Below are 18,622 nucleotides of genomic sequence, written 5' to 3'. Positions count from 1 at the left end.
GGGATACCAGGTGCCACAAAAAACAAAAGTAATTCCTAAGCAAACCGGACCAAATCTGCGAGGATTTGGTCATGAAACGATGTCCTGATTGCGGTGTTAGCCGGCACTACAGGCTGGCCGATGGACGATTGAAGTGTCGGGCGTGCGGTAAGCGATTTACATGGACATCGGCGTGGGATTCGGTGCGCTTGCCAAACGCCAGCATGCGTAGGGCGCAATAACCGAAGGGCATTGCGCCGCATGGCAGCCCGGAGCTGACGGCATTCGGCGCATTACGCCTGCGGCTAATGCGCCCTACGACCACAACTGCACCGGAAGGGTTGCATGCCGGCGACCATTGGATACGGCGAGGCCCAGCAGTTCATGCAAGCCCAAACCGCTACTCGACGCGGCTTGATTCAGGCGACGCGGATCCTCGCGAAAGACGTCGCCATCGGTCAGCATGCGTAGGGCGCAATAACCGAAGGGCATTGCGCCGCATGGCAGCCCGACGCTGGCGGCATTCGGCGCATTACGCCTGCGGCTAATGCGCCCTACGACTACAACTGCACCGGATGGGTTCGCATGCCATGATGGCCATGGATACGGCGAGGCCAGCAATTTGTGCAAGCCGATATCTCTACTCGGCGCGGCTTGATTCAGACGCCGCGGAGCTGGTGAAAGACGCCGCCATCAGTCATCGACTGCCCCGCTCCACCGCTTCAGCCAGCGCCACGATCTTCTGCGTGCGCCGATCGTCGTTACCCCAATGCTCGCGCAGGGTGCGCAGGTCGGCGGCCAGCGTGACGGCACCTTCGCTGCGGCCGGTCGCAATCCAGCAGGCGGCGCGTACGGCGCTGACATAGGCACTGCGGGCCGCATCGGGTTCGTCCGTTTGCGCCAGTGCGTGGGCGCGCTCGGCCACCGCGCAGTCCGGGTCGGGATGCCCGGCCAGGATCTGCGCGCGTGCCAGGTCGCGCAGGGCACCAAGCGCATGCCGGCCTTCGCGACCCATGGCCGCGTCGTAGCTGGCGACGGCTTGTTGTAGATGCCGCTCGGCGTCCGCGTAATGGCGCAGCGCAAGTTCGATGCTGCCGAGCGTATGCAGCGAGGCGGCGGTGGTGTGGTGTTGCAGACCGTAGTGGGCGACGCGGATGCGCAGGGCTTCCTCGGCCAAGGCCTCGGCCTGCTGCAGCGCGCCCAGTTCCAGTTCGCACACCGCCAGGTTGTTGGCCACGGTCGCCACGGATGGATGTGCGTTGCCGAACAGCGCGCGACGCTGTGCCAGCACGGCGCGGAATGTAGTCGCCGCTTCGCGATAGCGGTGCTGCACGTACTGCACGGCGGCCAGGTCGTTCATGGCGCCGATCGTTTCCGGGTGCGTCGCACCCTGCGCCTGCTGGCGGATGCCGAGTTCCTCGCGACGCAGTGCCTCGGCTTCGGACAGCGCGCCGGTGTTGGCCAGGACCATGGCGAGGGTGGAGATCGCGTTGGCGCGATGAGGATCGCCGGCGTCGGTGTTGCGCCGGACCGCGGTCAGCGTCGTGCGCGCCAGGGTTTCGGCGGCCGGCAGCTGTTGGCGTAGCACCAGCAGTGACACGTGGCGCATCGCGGTGTCCTGGGTGCGTCGGTCAACGTCGCCGTGCAACGACAGTTGGGAACGCCACGCCGCGGCGTAAGCACGATCGGCCTCGTCGAGGCGGCCGATCGCCTGCAGCGCCAGCGCGCGCCGGAAGTCCGCCTCGGCGTGCAGACCCTGTTTTTCCAGTGCGGCGGGCAGCGGCGTTTGCCGCAATGGCTCGAGCAGCGCGAGTGCTTCGTTGTATCGGCCCAACGCATGCAGGACACGCGATCGTTCCAGTTCAGCCGCGTAGGCCAGCATCGGGTCCGTCGATTGCCGCGCCAGCAGCGAGGCCTCCTCGGCCAAGGGCAGCGCGTCCCGATACAGCCCCAGGCCGCGTTGCGCGCCGGCCATGGCGCCGAGCAGTTCAGCGCGCACGGCAGGCTGTCCTGAAAACTGGCCGCGGATGCGTTCGGTGCCGCGCGCCAGCAGCTCGCGTGCGGTGATCTGGGCGCCGCGCGATTCGTCGGGATCGGCGATCTCGAACATGCCGCGCATGAATTCAAGGATGGCGCGCGACTTCGCGCTTTCGGCCAGCGCCACGTCGCGTTGCAGGCGTGCCTGTTGTGCCTGCCATGTGGCGACGGCGAGCCCTGCGCATAGCCCGATCACGGCCAGCGTCGCCATGGCTGCGGCCAGCGCATGGCGGCGGAGGAAACGCTGCGCGCCATAACGCCAGCCGCCGCGCCGCGCCGCGACCGGGCGATGTTCCAGCCAGGCGCGCAGGTCGGCCGCCAGGTCCTGCACCGAGGCGTAGCGTTGCACGGGTTCCTTGCGCAGCGCCTTCAGCACGATCGCATCGAGGTCGCCGCGCAGTTCGCGCTTCAAACGCTGCGGCGTCAGTCGACGTTGCGCGGCAAGGACGCTCGCCGTGGCCTCGCCATCGTTGCGGGTCACCGCCTGGCTGGGGCGCGTCGGCGTCTGCTCAAGCGTGGCGCGCTCGAACGCCGAGGGCGAAGGCTGGTCCAGTGGATACGGCCCGCGCCCGGTGAGCAGTTCGTACAACAGCAGCCCGAGCGTGTAGATGTCGACGGAAGTGGTCACCGCCTCGCCGCGGATCTGTTCCGGCGCGGCGTATTCCGGGGTGAACGCGCGCAACACGGTGGCCTGCAGCGCTGGCGTGTCGATCAGCTTGGCGATGCCGAAATCCAGCAGCTTCACGGTGCCATCGCCGCGCACCAGGATGTTGGAAGGCTTCAGGTCGCGATGCACGATCAGCTGCGCATGCGCGTGGGTGACGGCCGAGCACACCGTCAGGAACAGCGCCAGGCGCTGGCGCAGGTCGAGCCGCTGCTGTTCGGCGTAATGGCACAGGTCGATGCCATCGACGTATTCCAGCGCCAGCCAGGGCTTGCCGTCGGCGGTGACGCCGCCATCGACCAGGCTGGCGATATTCGGATGGCGCAGATCCGCGAGCATCTGCCGCTCGGTGCGGAAGCGCGCATGCAGGTCGGCTTCGTCCCAGTGACTGCGCACCAGCTTGATGGCGACCTGCTGGGCGAATTCGCCGTCGGCGCGTTCGGCCAGCCAGACCGCGCCCATGCCGCCGCGACCGATCTGACGCAGCAGGCGGAACGGTCCCAGCTGCAGGCCGCGCAGATCAGAACCGTTGTCGTCGACCCGGCTGGCGAAGGCCTCCAGCCCACGCGCCATCCTGCCCAGCGGTGCGGCGGTCGCGGCGATGCCGGCATCGGCCGCCAGCAGCGCCAGCACCTCTCGTTCCAGCTCGACGTCGCCATCGCAGGCGGCCGTCAGTTGCGGCCGCCACTGGTCCGGCGGCAGATCCGCGAAGCGGTCGAACAACTCCCGCGCCAGCCGCCAGCGATCCGCATCCATGATCGTGTTCCGAACCGGTGAGCCGCGATTCTATGTGGGTGGGCCGGGCCGCGTGGCGGCCCGATCCGCGAAGCGGGCGTCAGGCTGCGCCGGCGGCGTTGGCGTCGGAGTCCGGGCGGCGCAGGCCGTGGCGCTCGATCAGCCGGTACAGCGTGACGCGCGATACGCCGAGGTCGCGTGCGGCGTCGATCAGGCGATGCCGGTTGCGACGCAGCGCCTGCTGGATCGCGTCGCATTCGGCGTTGTTGCGCGCCTCTTCCAGCGTCTGCGGCAGCATGTTGGTGTGTTCGTCGGCCAGATGCAGGTCCTCTGCGGTGATCAGGCGGCCGTCGGCCATCACCACCGCCTGGCGCACGCGGTTGATCAGTTCGCGTACGTTGCCGGGCCATTCGTAGGTGTGCAGCGCGTGGATCGCGCAGGGCGAAAAGCCGCGGATCACGCGGCGCCCTTCGTTGGCGTAACGGCGCAGCGCGTTCTCGGCCAGGCGCACGATGTCGTCACCGCGCTCGCGCAGCGGTGGCTGCTCCAGGCGCAGCACGCACAGGCGGTGGTAGAGGTCGGCGCGGAAGCGGCCTTCGGCGATCAGGGCGCGCAGGTCCTGGTGGGTGGCCGAGATGATGCGCACGTCGACGCGGATCGATTCGTGGCCGCCGACACGTTCGAAGCAGCCTTCCTGCAGGAAGCGCAGCAGCGACGCCTGGCAGTCCAGCGGCAGGTCGCCGATCTCGTCGAGGAACAGGGTGCCGTGGTGGGCGTGCTCGATGCGGCCGATCTTGCGCTGCTGCGCGCCGGTGAAGGCGCCGCGCTCGTAGCCGAACAGTTCCGACTGCACCAGGTTCTGTGCGATCGCGCCACAGTTGATCGCGGCGAACGGCTGGTCATGGCGCGAGGAATGGCGATGGATGGCCAGCGCGGCCAGTTCCTTGCCGGTGCCGGTTTCGCCGGCGATGAACACCGGTGCCTGGGTCAGCGCCGACTTGCGCAGCGCGCGATACAGCGCACGCATCGGCGGGCATTCACCGATCATGCCGTCGTTGACGTCGCCAGCCGGCTCGTCCTGCACGCGTGGCGACAGCGACGCCATGCCGTAGGCGTGGCCAATCACGGTGCTGAGCACCTGCTCGGGACACGGCAGGGTGACGTAGTCGTAGCAGTAGTCGCGGATCAGCTGCCGGATCGGCTCCAGCGCCAGCTGGTCGGGCTGCACGCAGGCCACCCAGCCGGCATTGCCGGCCGACAGCATCGGCGCCATCGCGGCGAGGTCGCGCGCGTCGAAGCCGCCGCGCAGGTCGATCACCGCCGCGAAGCGCATGCCGGCGTGGCCGCGCAGGATCTTGAGCACGGCCGGCATGCTGTCCGCGCGACGCAGGTGCCAACCCAGGGTGGCCAGCCCCTGCAGGGCCGGCGAACCGTCGGTCGGTGCGCTGGCGAAATAGATCACGTCTCGAGTCGCTTGCGCGCTCATTTCTGCACTTCTCCCCGTACCCACCCCGCCGGACCATGGCGGGTCGCTCCAATGCTGCTGGGTAACAGGTTGAACGGCAGTGATGACGGAAACAGGACATGCGCGGGACAGGAGAGGCGGCCGACGCGGCGGCACGGATGTTGCTACAGCGCGCCGGCTGCCTTTCCTCGCCGGCGATCAGCTCCCTGCATCGTGCTCGAGGTGATAGCGCGTCGCCTGCGCCACTTCATCCTTCGAGCCCAGGAACACCGGCACGCGCTGGTGCAGCTGCGTCGGTGCGATGTCGAGGATGCGCGTGCGACCGTTGCTGGCGGCACCGCCGGCCTGTTCGATCAGCATCGCCATCGGATTGGCCTCGTACATCAGGCGCAGCTTGCCGGCCTTGTCCGGATCCTTGCGATCCCACGGATAGATGAAGATGCCGCCGCGGGTCAGGATGCGATGCACGTCGGCGACCATAGAAGCGATCCAGCGCATGTTGAAATTCTTGCCGCGCGGGCCGTCCCTGCCGGCCAGCAGGTCGGCGACGTACTGCTGCATCGGCGCTTCCCAATGGCGCTGGTTGGACACGTTGATCGCGAATTCCTGGGTCTGTTCCGGCACGCGCATGTGCTTCTGGGTAAGCACGAAGCCGCCCTGTTCGCGATCCAGCGTGAACGCGTGCGTGCCGTGGCCGATGCTCAGCACCAGCATCGTGCTCGGGCCATAGATGCAGTAGCCGGCCGCGACCTGGGTACGGCCCGGCTGCAGGAAGTGCGCGTCGGTCGCTTCGGCGACGCCGTCCGGGCACTGCAGCACCGAGAAGATCGTGCCGACACTGACGTTGACGTCGATGTTGCTGCTGCCGTCCAGCGGATCGAACAGCAGCAGGTAGTTGCCGCGCGGGAAGGCATCGGGAATCGGCTGGCAGTGGTCCATCTCCTCCGACGCGCATGCCGCCAGGTGTCCGCCCCAGGCGTTGGCCTCGAGCAGGATCTCGTTGCTCAGCACGTCCAGCTTCTTCTGCGCCTCGCCCTGCACGTTGATGCTGGCCGCGCCGCTGGCGATGACATCGCCGAGCACGCCGCCGAGCGCACCCTTGCCGACCGCCACCGAGATCGACTTGCAGGCGCGCGCGACCACCTCGATCAGCAGGCGCAGGTCGGGATTGACGTGGCCGGCGCGTTCTTCCTCGATCAGGAAACGGGTCAGGGAAATCTGCGACATGACGGGATCCGCGGCAACAGGGCCGCTATTGTCGCCGATCCCGAAAACGCGTGGACCGATCGCGACGATACGTGGCGACCGCTAGACTGGCATTGGCGCCGCATCGCCGGCGGAAGGAAAGGCACATGGACGCCGACTGGAACACGCTGCTGGAGGAACTGCTGACCGCACTCGGGATCGGCCTGCTGATCGGGCTGGTGCGCGAGCGCCGCAAGGACGATCCCGACGCCGGCGTGATTGTGGCCGGATTGCGCACCCATGCGCTGGTGGCACTGACAGCGGCGGTGTCGTGGCAGATCGATTTTTTCGTCTATCTGCTGCTGTTCGCGCTGGTCGGTGCTCTGATCGTGGCCAGTTACCTGCGCAGTGCCGTCGCCGATCCCGGCCTGACCGGCGAAGTCGCGATGCTGTTCACCACCCTGCTCGGCGCACTGGCGATGCGTTCGCCGCCGCTTGCCGCCGCGCTCGGCGTCGCGGCGGCGGTGTTACTGCATGCCAAGACGGCGATGCACCGCTTCACCCGCGTACTGGTCAGCGAGCGCGAGCTGCACGACGGCCTGCTGCTGGCGGCGTGCGCGCTGATCGTGCTGCCGTTGCTGCCGCGCGAGGCAGTCGATCCCTGGGGCGTGCTGAAGCCGGCCGAGTTGTGGACGCTGGTAGTGCTGGTGATGGCCGCCGGGGTCGCCGGCCACGTGGCGCAACGCCTGGTCGGCGCGCGCTTCGGCATGCCGGTGGCCGGCTTCTTCGCCGGATTCGCCTCGTCGACGGCGGCCGTCGCCAGTTTCGGGCAACGTGCCAAGGACGCGCCGGCACTGCGGCGCCATGCGGTATCGGCGGCGCTGTTCGCCAACCTGGGGTCGCTGCTGCTGCTCGCCGGCGTGCTGGCGGCGGGCAACTTCACCCTGCTGCGCGCCAGCACGTGGCCTTTGGTGGCCGCAGCGCTGACGCTGGCGGGGCTGGCCGCATTCGGCATGTGGCACGCACCCGCGGACGAGGTGCAGATCAAGGCGCAGGCGACACAGGCGCGTGCGTTCAAACTCGGCCATGCGCTGCTGTTCGCCGCCACCATCGCCGGCCTGCTGCTGCTGACGGCATGGTTGCGCGAGCTGATCGGCGACCGCGGCGCGCTGGTGGTGGCGGCGATCGCGGCGACGGCTGAACTGCAAGCCGCTGCGGTGACGGTGGGCCAACTGGCCAGCGCCCACGCGGTGACTTTGCCGGAGGCGCGCTGGGGCATCGTCGCGCTGCTCGCCAGCAGCGCCGCCGCGAAATCCGGGCTGGCCTTCCTCAGTGGCGGCGCCGGCTACGGCAGCCGGGTGACCGTGGGTCTGCTCACGATGACCGCCGCCGCAGCCGCTGTGGCCTGGTGGGTGCCGTTCCACAGTGCCTGACTTGAATGCCCGCAACCTGCTGACAGCAGGCTGGCAGCAGCCTCGCCGCAACCTGTCGCCGTGCGCTTCGCACGCCAGACAGGAACCGCGATGTCCCACGATCTGCATGGAGATGCGGCAACGACGGTCGATCCATCGCGGCGACGCCTGCTTGGCGTGGCCGCTACCGGCGTGGTCGCATTGCCCGTCGCCAGCGTGCTTGCCGGCACCGCGCGAACGCCCGCGCCGGCGACCCCGGCCGCTGCCCGGCGCCAGGATGGCCGCGGCGATTTCGACTTCTACATCGGCCGCTGGCAGGTGCGCAATGAACGCCTGAAGCAGCGCTGGGTCGGCAGTGACGACTGGGACGTGTTCGATGCCACCGATGAATGCCGGCCCATCCTCGGCGGGCTGGGCACGATCGACGAATACGTCACCGACCACTACGGCGAACGCCTGATCGGCAACACGCTGCGCCTGTTCGATCCCAAGACCCGGCAGTGGAGCGCCTATTGGGTCAGCAACCGCAGCGGCGTGCTGGAACCGCCGGTGATCGGTCGTTTCAAGGATGGCATCGGTACCTTCGTCGGCAAGGACGTCGATGCCGGCGTGCCGATCCTGGTGCGCTACCTGTGGACGGAGATCACCCCGACCAGCGCGAAATGGGACCAGGCCTATTCGCGCGATGACGGCAAAAGCTGGGAAACCAACTGGATCATGCGCATGACGCGCATCGACTGAGGACAGGACGATGAGCGACACACATGCCGACAACGACGGCCGCCACGATTTCGATTTCTTCCATGGCCGCTGGCAGCTGCGCAACGAACGCCTGAAACGGCGCCTGCAGGACAGCGACGACTGGGAAATGTTCGATTCCACCCAGCACTGCCGGCCCATTCTTGGCGGCCTGGGCAACATCGACGATTTCATCACCGACTGGGATGGCGGTTTCGTCGGCATGAGCCTGCGCCTGTTCGATCCGCGGACGCGGCAATGGAGCATCTACTGGGCCAGCAACCGTACCGGCATGCTCGAGGCGCCGGTAGTCGGCCGGTTCGAACACGGCGTCGGCACGTTCGTGGGCCGCGACCTGCACGAAGGACGCGCGGTGCTGCAGCGTTTCATCTGGTCGGACATCACCGCGAGCAGCGCGCTGTGGCAGCAGGCGTTGTCGGTCGACGACGGCAGGAGCTGGGAAACCAACTGGATCATGCGCATGACGCGTATCGGCTAGCGTTTTCGCGCGGCAGCAGACAGGCCGTCGTGCACTACTACATGCAAAGGGCGCTAGGGAAACAGATGAACTTCGACCGGTTGACGACCACAGACAAGGATGGAACGGAACAGACGGCTTCGATACACCCGATCGTCGAAATGCGGCAATACACATTGCATCCGGGCCGGCGCGATACGCTGATCGATCTGTTCGAGCGCCACCTGATCGAACCCCAGAACGCAGCCGGCATGGAAGTGCTGGCGCATTTCCGCGACTTCGATGCGCCGGATCGCTTCGTCTGGTTCCGGGGCTTTCGCGACCTGGCGGCGCGCGGCGAGGCCTTGTCCGCGTTCTATCTGCACGGTACGGCATGGCGGGAGCATCGTGATGCGGCGAATGCGACCATGATCGACTCCGACAACGTGCTGCTGCTGCGCGAGGCGCGCCCGGGAAGCGGCTTTGCGCCGGCGCGATCGCCACGGCCGCCAATTGATGCGCGGGCCAGCACGCCGGCGATGGTCTGCGTCACCACCTATTCGTTCGGCAGGCCGGTCGACGATGCGTTCCTCGACTTCTTCGAGCAGGCGATCGCGCCTGCCGCCACGCGGGCGGGCGCGAAGCTGCTCGCCGCCTACGCAAGCGAACACGGCCACAACGATTTCCCGCAACTGCCGGTGCGAGAAGGCGAGAACGTGTTCGTCTGGGTGGCCGCGTTCGCCAGCCAGGCCGATCACGAGCGCCACTTTCAAGCGCTGTCGCATTCGCCGCGCTGGCGCGACGAGGTGCAGCCGCATCTTTCGCGATGCCTGGTCAAGCCGGCCGAAGTGCGTCGGCTGACGCCGGCGGCGCGTTCGCTGGTACAGGGTTGATCGACATTGAGTCGGATCCGGCCACGCGCGATGATGTCGCATGCGCCGCGCCGACCGCCTGTTCCTGATCATCCACGCCCTGCGCGGGCGACGTTCGGCCATGCCTGCGCGTGCGCTGGCCGAAACACTCGGCGTGTCATTGCGTACCGTGTATCGCGACGTTGCCGACCTGCAGTTGTCCGGCGTACCGATCGAGGGCGAGGCCGGCGTCGGCTATGTGCTGCGCAAGGGTTCGGACATCCCGCCGCTGATGTTCAATATTGACGAACTCGAGGCGCTGGTGGTGGGCACGCGTTTCGTGCGCGCGTTCGGCGGCGAGCGGCTCGGGCTGGGCGCGAAGGCGGCGCTGCTGAAGATCGAGGCGGTGCTGCCGCCGGAGCTGCGCGAGCGCAGCCAGCGCACCCGCATCTTCGCGCCGGAGATGTCGCACCGCATCGAGGCCAGCGGCCTGATCGATCGCCTGCATGCGGCGATCGAGGCGCGCAGGCTGCTGCGGCTGGACTACCGCGACAAGGACGAATGCATCACCGTGCGCGAGGTCGAGCCGTTGTGCCTGGCGTTCTGGGGTGGCAGCTGGACGCTGGGCGCGTGGTGCCGGTTGCGCGAGGATTTCCGCAGCTTCCGCCCCGACCGCATCGCCGCGCTGCACGATACCGGCATGACGTTCACTGATAGCTCGGCGCGCGGCCTCGACGCCTACCTGCATGCGGCGGGCGCGACCCGTTGAGTGCGCTGCGCGTGGCGCGACCTCTTTCCGCTAGAAACCCCCAACCTTGTCATCCCTCGCTGCGCTCGAGATGACAGGACAAATATCAAGCAGACCTTGCACGCGCCCCCCGTTCCTCAACTCATTAAAGCCACGGATCGGTCAAGCGCCCCGAAACAAACTTCGAAGCGGCGGTAAAAGGGTCAATAACGACGCAAGTCAGGCTTGGTCGTGCACCAGGGGTGCGACGCCTGCTAACGGGCTTTCGGGCCCTTTCTTAGGTTACTTTCTTTGGGCCAGCAAAGAAAGTAACCCGCCGCAAGGCGGAAGCCTTTGCTGTGGGTAGCCAATCGCGATGCAACCCCGACCTACACGTCGCCGTCGCTGGCCCAGCCCTCGCCGGTACCGCGGCTGTACACGCGATCGCTCTCCAGCACCGTGCCGGCGGGATACGATTCCTGCGTCGCCAGTCGCGCATAGATCGGAGTGAAATCCGGTTCGGTGGCGTCGATCAGCTGTTCGAAGCTGTCGATGACGAAGTAGGTCTTCTGGTAGCTGTCGATGCGATAGCGGGTGCGCATGATCCGCTCCAGGTCGAAGCCGATCCGGTTTGGCGCCGTGGATTCCAGGCAATGGATCGACTCGCCCTTGGACGAGACGATGCCGCTGCCGTAGATGCGCAGGCCATCCTGTTGGCGGATCAGCCCGAACTCCACCGTGTACCAGTACAGCCGCGTCAGGTTGACCAGCGCCTCCGGACCGATGCCATGCGCCTTGACGCCGCCGCGGCCGTAGGCCTGCATGTAGTCGGCGAACAGCGGGTTCATCAGCAGCGGCACATGCCCGAACAGATCGTGGAACAGGTCCGGTTCCTCGATGTAATCGACCTGGTCGGGGCGGCGGATCCACCACGTCACCGGGAAGCGGCGGTTGGCGAGGTGGTCGAAGAAATCCAGTTCCGGCAGCAGGCCCTCGACCCCGATCAGTTCCCAGCCGGTGGCATCGCGCAACACCCGGTTGAGCTCGCTGAATTTCGGGATGCGGTCCGGGCTCATCCCCATCGCATCCTGCGCGACCAGGAATTCGTCGCTGGCGCGGCCGACCAGCAGCTGGCGCTGGCGCTCGTACAGCTGGCGCCAGACGTCGTGGTCGACGGCGCTGTAGTCGGCCCAGGGCTGCTCGACGATGCCGGTGGCGTAGACCGGCACCCGGCCCTTGTCGGTCTGCAGGTTTTCGACGCGGCGCGGCTGGTTCATCGGAGTACTCCTGGGCGATCCCTGACTCTAGCCGCGGTGCGGCGCAACAGGCTTGCGTAATTGCGCGGATATGCGCGAATGGCGCAATATCGTTGCGCTCATGGATGGAAAGATGATCGCTATGACCGAAATCAGCCTTGACCGCACTGATTTGTTGTTGCTGGCAGAGCTGCAGCGCAACGGCCGCCAGACCAATGCCGAGCTGGCCGAGCGCGTGCACCTGTCGGCCTCGGCCTGCCTGCGCCGGGTGCAGCGGCTGGAGCGCGAGGGCGTGGTCGCCGGCTATCGTGCCGAACTGGATCCAGAACGCCTCGGCCTGGGCCTGCAGGCCTTCGTCCGTGTCCAGCTGCGCCACCACGACGCCGAGGCGGTGGCCGCCTTCGCCGGTTTCGTCAACGACTGGGACGAGGTGGTCGCCTGCCATGCGCTCACCGGCGACATGGATTACCTGTTGCAGATCGCGGTGCGCGATCTCGACCATTTCTCGCGCTTCCTGCTCGATCGCCTGCTCAGCCAGAGCGGTGTCGCCGACGTCAATTCGAGTTTCGTGCTGCGTACCGTCAAGGCCATGCGCGGCATGCCCCTGCCCGTTCGTGGAGCCGCATGATGACGACGCAGCCCCACGCAATCGCCATGCCGCCGTCGCGAGGCGAATGCATCCTGCTGCTGGCGCTGGTGGGCGGGGCGCTGGTGGCCTCGGGCATCGCGCCGAGAGACCGGCTGACCTGGTTCATGGAAGTGGTGTGGGTGATCGTCGCATTGCCGTTGATCTGCTGGTGCTGGCCGCGATTTCCGCTGACGCGGCTGCTGTGCTGGCTGCTGGCCGCGCACGCGCTGGTGCTGATCCATGGCGGCGCGCATACCTATGCGGAGACGCCGCTCGGATTCTGGCTGCGCGACACGTTCGGTTTCCAACGCAATCCCTGGGATCGCGTTGGCCACTTCATGCAGGGTTTCGTGCCTGCGATCCTGGCGCGCGAACTGCTGCTGCGACTGACCCCGCTCAAGCGTGGCGGCTGGTTGGTCTATCTGGTGCTGGCCGCCTGCCTGAGCTTCTCGGCGCTGTTCGAACTGATCGAATGGTGGGCCGCACTGGCGTTCGGTGCCGATGCCGACGCCTTCCTGGCCACCCAGGGCGATCAATGGGATACGCAGTGGGACATGTTCCTGTGCCTGGTCGGCGCGGCGCTGTCGCTGCTGGCCTGGACGCGACTGCACGACCGCCAGCTCGGTCAGTAGGCAGCCGCAGCACGCGACTCCTACGTTAGGTCGGTCCTATTGCTTGCGCCCGGCCATGAACTCGCGGATCGCCGCCACGAATTCCTTGTTGTTCTCGTAGTAGGAAATGTGGCCGCCGTCGATCACCACGGTCTTCTGGTCCGGAAAACGGAAGCGCTTGTATTCGTCCGGTCCCACGGCGTAATCCTTGCTGCTGGTGATCACCAGCACCGGCTGCGCAATTTCGACGGTGGCGGGCGCATGGTCGATCCAATACTCGGGGTAGGTGTCGCGCTGATCGAAGATCGCGTTGCCGTAACCCTGCGAACGCTCGTAGCTGCCGTCGATCTCGCTCATCGCGCGGATGCTGTCAGGGGTCTCGGTGAGGAATCGATAACCCTGGCCGCTTTTCATCAGCGCGGCGCGTGCCTCGTCGCGGGCTTTTGCCAGCGTGGCGGCGTCCGCATCGTCCGCCACCGAAACCACGGTCCTGCCCAGCAGGCGGTTGGCGAGGTCGATCTGCATGCGCGAATTTTCGGGACTGAGAAAATGCAGGCTGATATTGGCCAGGATCAGTTCCGATACGTGTTGCGGGTAACGTTTGGCGTAGTCCACCGCCAGGATGCCGCCGAACGAATGCGCGATCAGGCACAGCTTGTCGACACCGAGTGTCTGGCGCACCTCTTCGAAATCCTGCACCACGCGGTCGAGGTGGTAGTTCTGCGCATCCGGCGATTTGCCCGAGCCGCGCTGATCGACGTAGACCATCGTCAGGAACTGTTCGAGCTTGTCGGCACCCATCTTTTCGGTCGACATCGAACCCTGGCCCGGACCGCCGTGCAGCAGCATGCACACCGGCCCCTGACCGGCGACCTTCAGATACAGCTCCGCGCCATCGGACATGCGGACGCGGTGCTCGCCAGCCGGAAGCTGCCGCGCGGGCGCGGCGGCGGGCTCCACCGTCGCAGCACGCGGATCCGTGCCTGGCCGCGCGCAGGCGACAACCGCGAAAACAAGAGCAGCCAACAGGACGCTGGGTAGCGGGTGCATGTCTCGAATCCGTCCGGACGTTGTCGTGCACGATAGTCACAAGCGGCGTCCAGGTGGAATGCCATTGGTCAGGGAGCCAATTCAGCTGTTAGCCGGGAACGATTCACGTACGTCGTCCGCCATGAATCTGCAACAATCGTCGACAAGGCGATCGCCGTCGTACCTGCCGCCACCTGCGAGGGAAACACCATGTCCGCGTCCCGCTGCTGCTTGTCGCCATGCCCCCTTGCCATTGCCATCGCGATCGCGGCCCTGCTGCCTTTCGCGCCCGCCTTCGCCCAGGACACGACCGGCGAAGCCCGGCAGGACGCCGTCACCCTTGACGCTGTCCAGGTCACCGCGCAGCGTCGCGTCGAGAATGTCAGGGACGTACCGGTGTCGGTCACCGCGATCGACGGCGAGAAGCTGAACGTGCTCGCCTCCGGCGGCGAGGACGTGCGCTTCCTGTCGGGACGGGTGCCATCGCTGAACATCGAATCCTCGTTCGGTCGCGCGTTCCCGCGCTTCTACATCCGCGGCCTTGGCAACACCGATTTCGATCTCAACGCCTCGCAGCCGGTGTCGCTGATCTACGACGACGTGGTGCAGGAGAATCCGATCCTGAAGGGTTTCCCGGTGTTCGATCTGGACCAGATCGAAGTGCTGCGCGGTCCGCAGGGCACGCTGTTCGGGCGCAACACGCCGGCCGGCGTGGTCAAGTTCGAGTCGCGCAAGCCGAGCCAGGAAACCGACGGTTACGCGCAGGTCTCCTACGGCAGCCACGACAGTCTCAACGTCGAAGGCGCGATCGGCGGCGCGCTCAGCCCGAACTGGTCGGCGCGCGCCGCGGTGCTGTACCAGAAGCGCGACGACTGGGTCGACAACACCCATGCGCCGGGCCCCGAGGACAAGCTGGAAGGCTACGAGGAAATGGCCGCGCGCCTGCAGCTGTTGTACGAGAACCAGAACGGTTTCAGCGCGCTGTTCAACGTGCACGCGCGCGACCTCGGCGGCACCGCGCGGCTGTTCCGCGCGAACCTCTTCCGCAAGGGCAGCAACGACTTCGCCGACCATTATCAGCGCGACCAGGTGGCGATCGACGGCAGCAATTTCCAGAAACTGGAATCGCAGGGCGCCAGCGCGCGGCTCAGCTGGGATCTGGGCCGCACTACGCTGTATTCGATCACCGGCTACGAAAGCGTCGACACCCTGAGCCGCGGCGACATCGACGGTGGTTTCGGTGCGGCATTCCTCGGCCCCGGCAATTCCGGGCCGGGCGTGATTCCATTCGCGGCCGAGTCCGCCGATGGCCTGCCCGACCACTCGCAGTTCAGCCAGGAATTCCGCGTCGAATCCAACGAATGGGGACGCTTCGACTGGCAGGCCGGCCTGTTCTATTTCGATGAAGACATCACCGTCGACAGCTTCAACTACGACTCGCTGGCCGGCGGCGTGCAGAACGGCCATGCGCAACAGGCGCAGCGCAACAAGGCCTGGGCGGTGTTCGCTTCCGGCGAATACGACGTCGGCGAGGCCTTCAAGCTGCGCGGCGGCCTGCGCTACACGCAGGACAAGAAGAACTTCAGCGCCAGCGTGCTGCAGGCGGCGCCGTTCGGCACGCCGGTATCCGGTCCGTTCCCGGTCAAGACCGACGCCAACGACGTCAGCTGGGACCTGAGCGGCACCTACGCGCTCAATCCCGACGTCAACCTGTATGCGCGCGTGGCCAAGGGCTTTCGCGCGCCGTCGATCCAGGCGCGGCTGCTGTTCTCGCCGATGCCATCGATCGCCGATTCGGAAGAGGTCGTGTCGTACGAGGCCGGCATCAAGGCCGACCTGTGGAACAAGCGCGCGCGCATGGGTTTCAGCGTGTTCCGCTACGACGTCAAGGACCAGCAGCTGGTCGCGGTCGGCGGTGCCAACAACTCGGCGATCCTGCTCAATGCCGACAAGAGCCTGGGCCAGGGTTTCGAGTTCGACATGGAGGCGTATCTCACGCCTGATCTGCTGGTGACGCTGGGCAGCAGCTACAACGACACCGAGATCGATGACGATGCACTGGCGGTCGCGGTCTGCGGCGCGACCTTCTTCGCGCCGGCGCACTGCACGGTGACCGATCCGACCGCGGTCACGCCCAACGGCACCACCGTGGCCTTCATCGACGGCAATCCGCTGCCGCAGGCACCGAAGTGGATCCACAACCTGACCGCGCGCTGGGGCGTGCCGGTCGGCGACGGCGAGTTCTTCGTCTACACCGACTGGGCCTATCGCGGCGAGATCAACTTCTTCCTCTATGAAGCCCGCGAGTTCACCGGCAAACCGCTGGTCGAAGGCGGCCTGCGCGTCGGCTACAACTGGGAGGCCGGCAACTACGAGCTCGCGCTGTTCGGCCGCAACATCCTCGATGAGGAGCGCGCGGTCGGCGGCATCGACTTCAACAACCTGGTCGGTTTCATCAACGAACCGCGCACCTGGGGGTTGGAGTTCACTGCCAGGTTCTGAGCGTTGAAAGCCCTCCCCTTCAAGGGGAGGGTTGGGTGGGGATGGGTTTGACTTTGACCGTCACCATCAACCCATCCCCATCCCGGCTGTCCGGCCAGCCAGCGTAGCTGGGCGGCGCTCAGCGGCGCACGAACCAGTAGTTCGTAGGCGCGCGCCGCTTCGCCCTCTTGAAAGGGAAGGAGAAAAGCAAAGCAGCGGGACCAAGCTCTGCCCTACAGATCACTCGACCGGATACAGTCCGTCCTCGAACGACGCGCCGTGGTAGCCCTTGCTGCCGATCGCCTGCGCCAGTGGGCTGCGCGGGTCCTCGCCGGCGCGCAGCCGCTCCAGTACATGGGCGAAATCATGGCGTGGCCGCCAGCCCAGTGCCTGCCGCGCCGCCGTGTTGACGTAGACGCGTTCGATGCCGGGGAACATGCGCCAGCCGCGGCGCGCATATTCGGCCTCGTATGCCGGTACGCGGCGAGCGACGACGGCTGGCGCGTCGTCGCGCAGCGCCGGCAGATCGTCGGGCATGAACGGCGTGGTCGCGCTGACGATGTAGCGGCCGAAGCCGATCTCGGCGGCGCGCGCGATCGCCAGCAGGTGCGCATCGACCGCGTCCTGGATGTCGACGCGCCGATAGAGGAACTCGTTGGTCTTGAGGTTGCCATCCGCGTAACTGTCGCGCCGGACCGGGCTGTCGTCGGGTTCGGGAAAGAAGCGCGAGGTACGCAGCACCACGCACGGCAGCCGCTGGTTGCGATGGAACAGCTGGCACAGGTCTTCGGCCGCGGCCTTGCTGACGCCATAGATGTTCTTCGGCACCGGCACCACGTCCTCGGTGATCCAGGCCGCGGGTGCGCCGGCCGGCGGCGTCAGCGCGTCGCCGAACACGCTGGTGGTGCTGGTGAACACGAACGCGCCGACACCATTGGCGACTGCTGCCTCAAGCAGGTTGAGCGTGCCGGTGATGTTGGTGTCGACGAAGGCCTGGCGCGAATGCGTGGCCACGTGCGGCTTGTGCAGTGTCGCGGCGTGCAGAACCGCCTGCACGCCGTGCATGTGGCGATCGACGAAGCTGCGGTCGGCGATGGATCCGATCGCATCGGTATGGGGCGAAGCCACGATGTCGAGGCCGATGGTGTCGTGCGCCGCCGCGCGCAGCGTGCGCACCAGCGCTTCGCCGAGATGGCCCGAACTGCCGGTGACCAGGATCCGCATGCCTGTCCTGTTTCTGGGAGAACGGGAAATTCTAGCGGTGCGCCGCGGCCGCGCGTTATTCCTTGCGCGGCGGGAACGGCAACACCACGCCACGTGGTTCTTCCGTGCGCTGCCACAGCACCGGTACATCGCGTGGACGGTCGGGCTCGAACTGTTCGCGTTCGAGGCGCGCAGCGTCGGCTGCAAGTTCTTCCTCGATTTCCCAGCTGTACTTCCTGCGCGGCAGCGGCGGGTCGCGATGACGGAACAGGAACGCGGCAAGGACACCGGCCAGCGCACCGCCGAGGTGCGCCTGCCAGGAGATCCCGGGCTCGCGCGGCAATACCGTCAGCAGCATGCCGCCGTACAGCATGAAGGCAATCATCGCCGCGGCGATCGCCGGCCGGTCGCGGCGCAGCAGACCCAGCACGAACACCAGGAACATCAGGCCATGCGTAAGCCCGCTCGCACCCAGATGACGCGTGCCGGCTTCGCCGAGCAGCCAGGCGCCGAGGCCCGAGCCCAGCCACAGCAAGGGCAGTGCGCGCAGCGTAGCCCGCGGATACACGCTGCCGGCCAAGGTGCCCAGCAGGATCAGCGAAATGGCGTTGGCGGTGATGTGTTCGAAGGAACCGTGCAGCAGTGGCGCACTCAGGATCGCCGGCAGGCCGCGCAGCTGCAGTGGCGAGATGGCGCCGCCGCTCAGGTCGAATGCGTGTTGCGCGACGAACGCGATGGCCAGCAGCAGCACGAACGCCAGGCTGGCGTTGAGCGCGCGCAGGATGCGGCGCTTGTCGATGCGGCCCTGGGCCGTCGCGTCGGCCGGAGCGTCGTGGAGGGGGAGGTGCATGCCAGCAGCATGGCGGCGGAATTCGAGGATGCAAGGCCGTCCTGCGCCCCGGATCTCCGTCCCGGCGAGGGGGAAGAGTTGTTCAACGGTCAAGAACGAGGCCATCGCGCGTTTGATGCAGAGCGAAGCTTGCTGCGCTGTTCTTGCTGCGGCCCTCAAGAGCTTCCGCCCGCTGCGCGTGCGGGTTACTTTCTTTTGCTGACCCAAAAGAAAGTAACCAAAGAAAAGGGTCTTCCCCGATCACAGCTCACGTTGCACGTTGTAGTCCTCGTAGATTTTCCGACTCGCCCTCCTGGCTCGGTCGGAAAACGGCG

General features: G+C 66.7%; 16 protein-coding genes. 9 read left to right on the top strand and 7 right to left on the bottom strand.

Features of this window, described 5'->3' with window-relative positions:
* Positions 1–71 precede the first annotated feature (71 nt).
* Entirely contained in the window at positions 72–221 is a 150-nt protein-coding gene (locus IP90_RS17020) for a transposase (protein ID WP_144900567.1), read from the top strand.
* Between the two features lie 455 nt (positions 222–676).
* On the opposite strand, the gene IP90_RS15465 is transcribed toward IP90_RS17020, so the two are convergent.
* The 3 genes from IP90_RS15465 to IP90_RS15455 all read right to left on the bottom strand — a co-directional run bounded on the left by IP90_RS15465 (position 677) and on the right by IP90_RS15455 (position 6,107).
* On the bottom strand, positions 677–3,436 hold the full coding sequence (locus IP90_RS15465) for a serine/threonine-protein kinase (protein ID WP_144900566.1): 2,760 nt from the start codon (positions 3,434–3,436) through the stop codon (positions 677–679).
* Positions 3,437–3,515: 79 nt separating this feature from the next.
* Complete coding sequence (locus IP90_RS15460; protein ID WP_144900565.1) at positions 3,516–4,901, bottom strand: sigma-54 dependent transcriptional regulator; 1,386 nt, start codon at positions 4,899–4,901, stop codon at positions 3,516–3,518.
* A gap of 177 nt (positions 4,902–5,078) precedes the next feature.
* Entirely contained in the window at positions 5,079–6,107 is a 1,029-nt protein-coding gene (locus IP90_RS15455) for a class 1 fructose-bisphosphatase (protein ID WP_144900564.1), read from the bottom strand.
* Between the two features lie 125 nt (positions 6,108–6,232).
* On the opposite strand from IP90_RS15455, the gene IP90_RS15450 reads away from it, so the two are divergent.
* From IP90_RS15450 to IP90_RS15430, 5 genes are all read left to right on the top strand, one after another.
* Positions 6,233–7,498, top strand: coding sequence for an MgtC/SapB family protein (locus IP90_RS15450; RefSeq protein WP_144900563.1), 1,266 nt, complete (start codon positions 6,233–6,235; stop codon positions 7,496–7,498).
* Positions 7,499–7,588: 90 nt separating this feature from the next.
* Entirely contained in the window at positions 7,589–8,218 is a 630-nt protein-coding gene (locus tag IP90_RS15445; RefSeq protein ID WP_199753513.1) for a hypothetical protein, read from the top strand.
* 10 nt (positions 8,219–8,228) lie between these two features.
* The gene (locus tag IP90_RS15440; protein WP_144900562.1) at positions 8,229–8,714 is read left to right on the top strand and encodes a hypothetical protein; all 486 of its coding nucleotides are present in this window, start codon (positions 8,229–8,231) and stop codon (positions 8,712–8,714) included.
* Between the two features lie 140 nt (positions 8,715–8,854).
* Positions 8,855–9,565, top strand: coding sequence for an NIPSNAP family protein (locus IP90_RS15435; protein ID WP_199753512.1), 711 nt, complete (start codon positions 8,855–8,857; stop codon positions 9,563–9,565).
* Between the two features lie 40 nt (positions 9,566–9,605).
* The gene (locus IP90_RS15430; protein ID WP_144900560.1) at positions 9,606–10,292 is read left to right on the top strand and encodes a helix-turn-helix transcriptional regulator; all 687 of its coding nucleotides are present in this window, start codon (positions 9,606–9,608) and stop codon (positions 10,290–10,292) included.
* Between the two features lie 347 nt (positions 10,293–10,639).
* On the opposite strand, the gene phhA is transcribed toward IP90_RS15430, so the two are convergent.
* The gene (phhA, locus tag IP90_RS15425; RefSeq protein WP_144900559.1) at positions 10,640–11,527 is read right to left on the bottom strand and encodes a phenylalanine 4-monooxygenase; all 888 of its coding nucleotides are present in this window, start codon (positions 11,525–11,527) and stop codon (positions 10,640–10,642) included.
* Positions 11,528–11,648: 121 nt separating this feature from the next.
* Here phhA and IP90_RS15420 point away from each other — a divergent pair, with 121 nt between their 5' ends.
* Complete coding sequence (locus tag IP90_RS15420; RefSeq protein WP_144900593.1) at positions 11,649–12,134, top strand: Lrp/AsnC family transcriptional regulator; 486 nt, start codon at positions 11,649–11,651, stop codon at positions 12,132–12,134.
* A complete protein-coding gene (locus IP90_RS15415; protein WP_144900558.1) occupies positions 12,134–12,766 on the top strand; it encodes a DUF2238 domain-containing protein in 633 nt (210 codons plus the stop codon). The genes IP90_RS15420 and IP90_RS15415 overlap by 1 nt, the downstream gene beginning before the upstream one ends.
* A gap of 36 nt (positions 12,767–12,802) precedes the next feature.
* Here IP90_RS15415 and IP90_RS15410 read toward each other — a convergent pair whose 3' ends face one another.
* On the bottom strand, positions 12,803–13,648 hold the full coding sequence (locus tag IP90_RS15410; protein WP_158635383.1) for an alpha/beta fold hydrolase: 846 nt from the start codon (positions 13,646–13,648) through the stop codon (positions 12,803–12,805).
* A gap of 336 nt (positions 13,649–13,984) precedes the next feature.
* Between IP90_RS15410 and IP90_RS15405 the strand changes: the two genes are divergently transcribed.
* The gene (locus tag IP90_RS15405; RefSeq protein WP_144900556.1) at positions 13,985–16,276 is read left to right on the top strand and encodes a TonB-dependent receptor; all 2,292 of its coding nucleotides are present in this window, start codon (positions 13,985–13,987) and stop codon (positions 16,274–16,276) included.
* A gap of 219 nt (positions 16,277–16,495) precedes the next feature.
* Here the strand turns inward: IP90_RS15405 and IP90_RS15400 are convergent, their stop codons facing one another.
* Together IP90_RS15400 and IP90_RS15395 are read right to left on the bottom strand one after the other, a co-directional pair.
* A complete protein-coding gene (locus tag IP90_RS15400; RefSeq protein WP_144900555.1) occupies positions 16,496–17,479 on the bottom strand; it encodes an NAD-dependent epimerase/dehydratase family protein in 984 nt (327 codons plus the stop codon).
* Between the two features lie 55 nt (positions 17,480–17,534).
* The gene (locus IP90_RS15395) at positions 17,535–18,308 is read right to left on the bottom strand and encodes a rhomboid family intramembrane serine protease (RefSeq protein ID WP_144900554.1); all 774 of its coding nucleotides are present in this window, start codon (positions 18,306–18,308) and stop codon (positions 17,535–17,537) included.
* Between the last annotated feature and the right edge of the window lie 314 nt (positions 18,309–18,622).

The sequence above is a fragment of the Luteimonas cucumeris genome, assembly GCF_007830035.1.
GTDB classification, from domain to species: domain Bacteria; phylum Pseudomonadota; class Gammaproteobacteria; order Xanthomonadales; family Xanthomonadaceae; genus Luteimonas_C; species Luteimonas_C cucumeris.
The sequence above is the reverse complement of the archived record's forward strand: the minus strand, read 5'-3'. Positions and strand labels throughout refer to the sequence as shown.

Bases quoted from the DNA above. Each gene is read 5' to 3' on its own strand.
- IP90_RS17020 (WP_144900567.1), top strand. From the start codon at position 72: ATGAAACGATGTCCTGATTGCGGTGTTAGCCGGCACTACAGGCTGGCC.
- IP90_RS15465 (WP_144900566.1), bottom strand. From the start codon at position 3,436: ATGGATGCGGATCGCTGGCGGCTGGCGCGGGAGTTGTTCGACCGCTTC.
- IP90_RS15460 (WP_144900565.1), bottom strand. From the start codon at position 4,901: ATGAGCGCGCAAGCGACTCGAGACGTGATCTATTTCGCCAGCGCACCG.
- IP90_RS15455 (WP_144900564.1), bottom strand. From the start codon at position 6,107: ATGTCGCAGATTTCCCTGACCCGTTTCCTGATCGAGGAAGAACGCGCC.
- IP90_RS15450 (WP_144900563.1), top strand. From the start codon at position 6,233: ATGGACGCCGACTGGAACACGCTGCTGGAGGAACTGCTGACCGCACTC.
- IP90_RS15445 (WP_199753513.1), top strand. From the start codon at position 7,589: ATGTCCCACGATCTGCATGGAGATGCGGCAACGACGGTCGATCCATCG.
- IP90_RS15440 (WP_144900562.1), top strand. From the start codon at position 8,229: ATGAGCGACACACATGCCGACAACGACGGCCGCCACGATTTCGATTTC.
- IP90_RS15435 (WP_199753512.1), top strand. From the start codon at position 8,855: ATGCGGCAATACACATTGCATCCGGGCCGGCGCGATACGCTGATCGAT.
- IP90_RS15430 (WP_144900560.1), top strand. From the start codon at position 9,606: ATGCGCCGCGCCGACCGCCTGTTCCTGATCATCCACGCCCTGCGCGGG.
- phhA (WP_144900559.1), bottom strand. From the start codon at position 11,527: ATGAACCAGCCGCGCCGCGTCGAAAACCTGCAGACCGACAAGGGCCGG.
- IP90_RS15420 (WP_144900593.1), top strand. From the start codon at position 11,649: ATGACCGAAATCAGCCTTGACCGCACTGATTTGTTGTTGCTGGCAGAG.
- IP90_RS15415 (WP_144900558.1), top strand. From the start codon at position 12,134: ATGACGACGCAGCCCCACGCAATCGCCATGCCGCCGTCGCGAGGCGAA.
- IP90_RS15410 (WP_158635383.1), bottom strand. From the start codon at position 13,648: ATGTCCGATGGCGCGGAGCTGTATCTGAAGGTCGCCGGTCAGGGGCCG.
- IP90_RS15405 (WP_144900556.1), top strand. From the start codon at position 13,985: ATGTCCGCGTCCCGCTGCTGCTTGTCGCCATGCCCCCTTGCCATTGCC.
- IP90_RS15400 (WP_144900555.1), bottom strand. From the start codon at position 17,479: ATGCGGATCCTGGTCACCGGCAGTTCGGGCCATCTCGGCGAAGCGCTG.
- IP90_RS15395 (WP_144900554.1), bottom strand. From the start codon at position 18,308: ATGCACCTCCCCCTCCACGACGCTCCGGCCGACGCGACGGCCCAGGGC.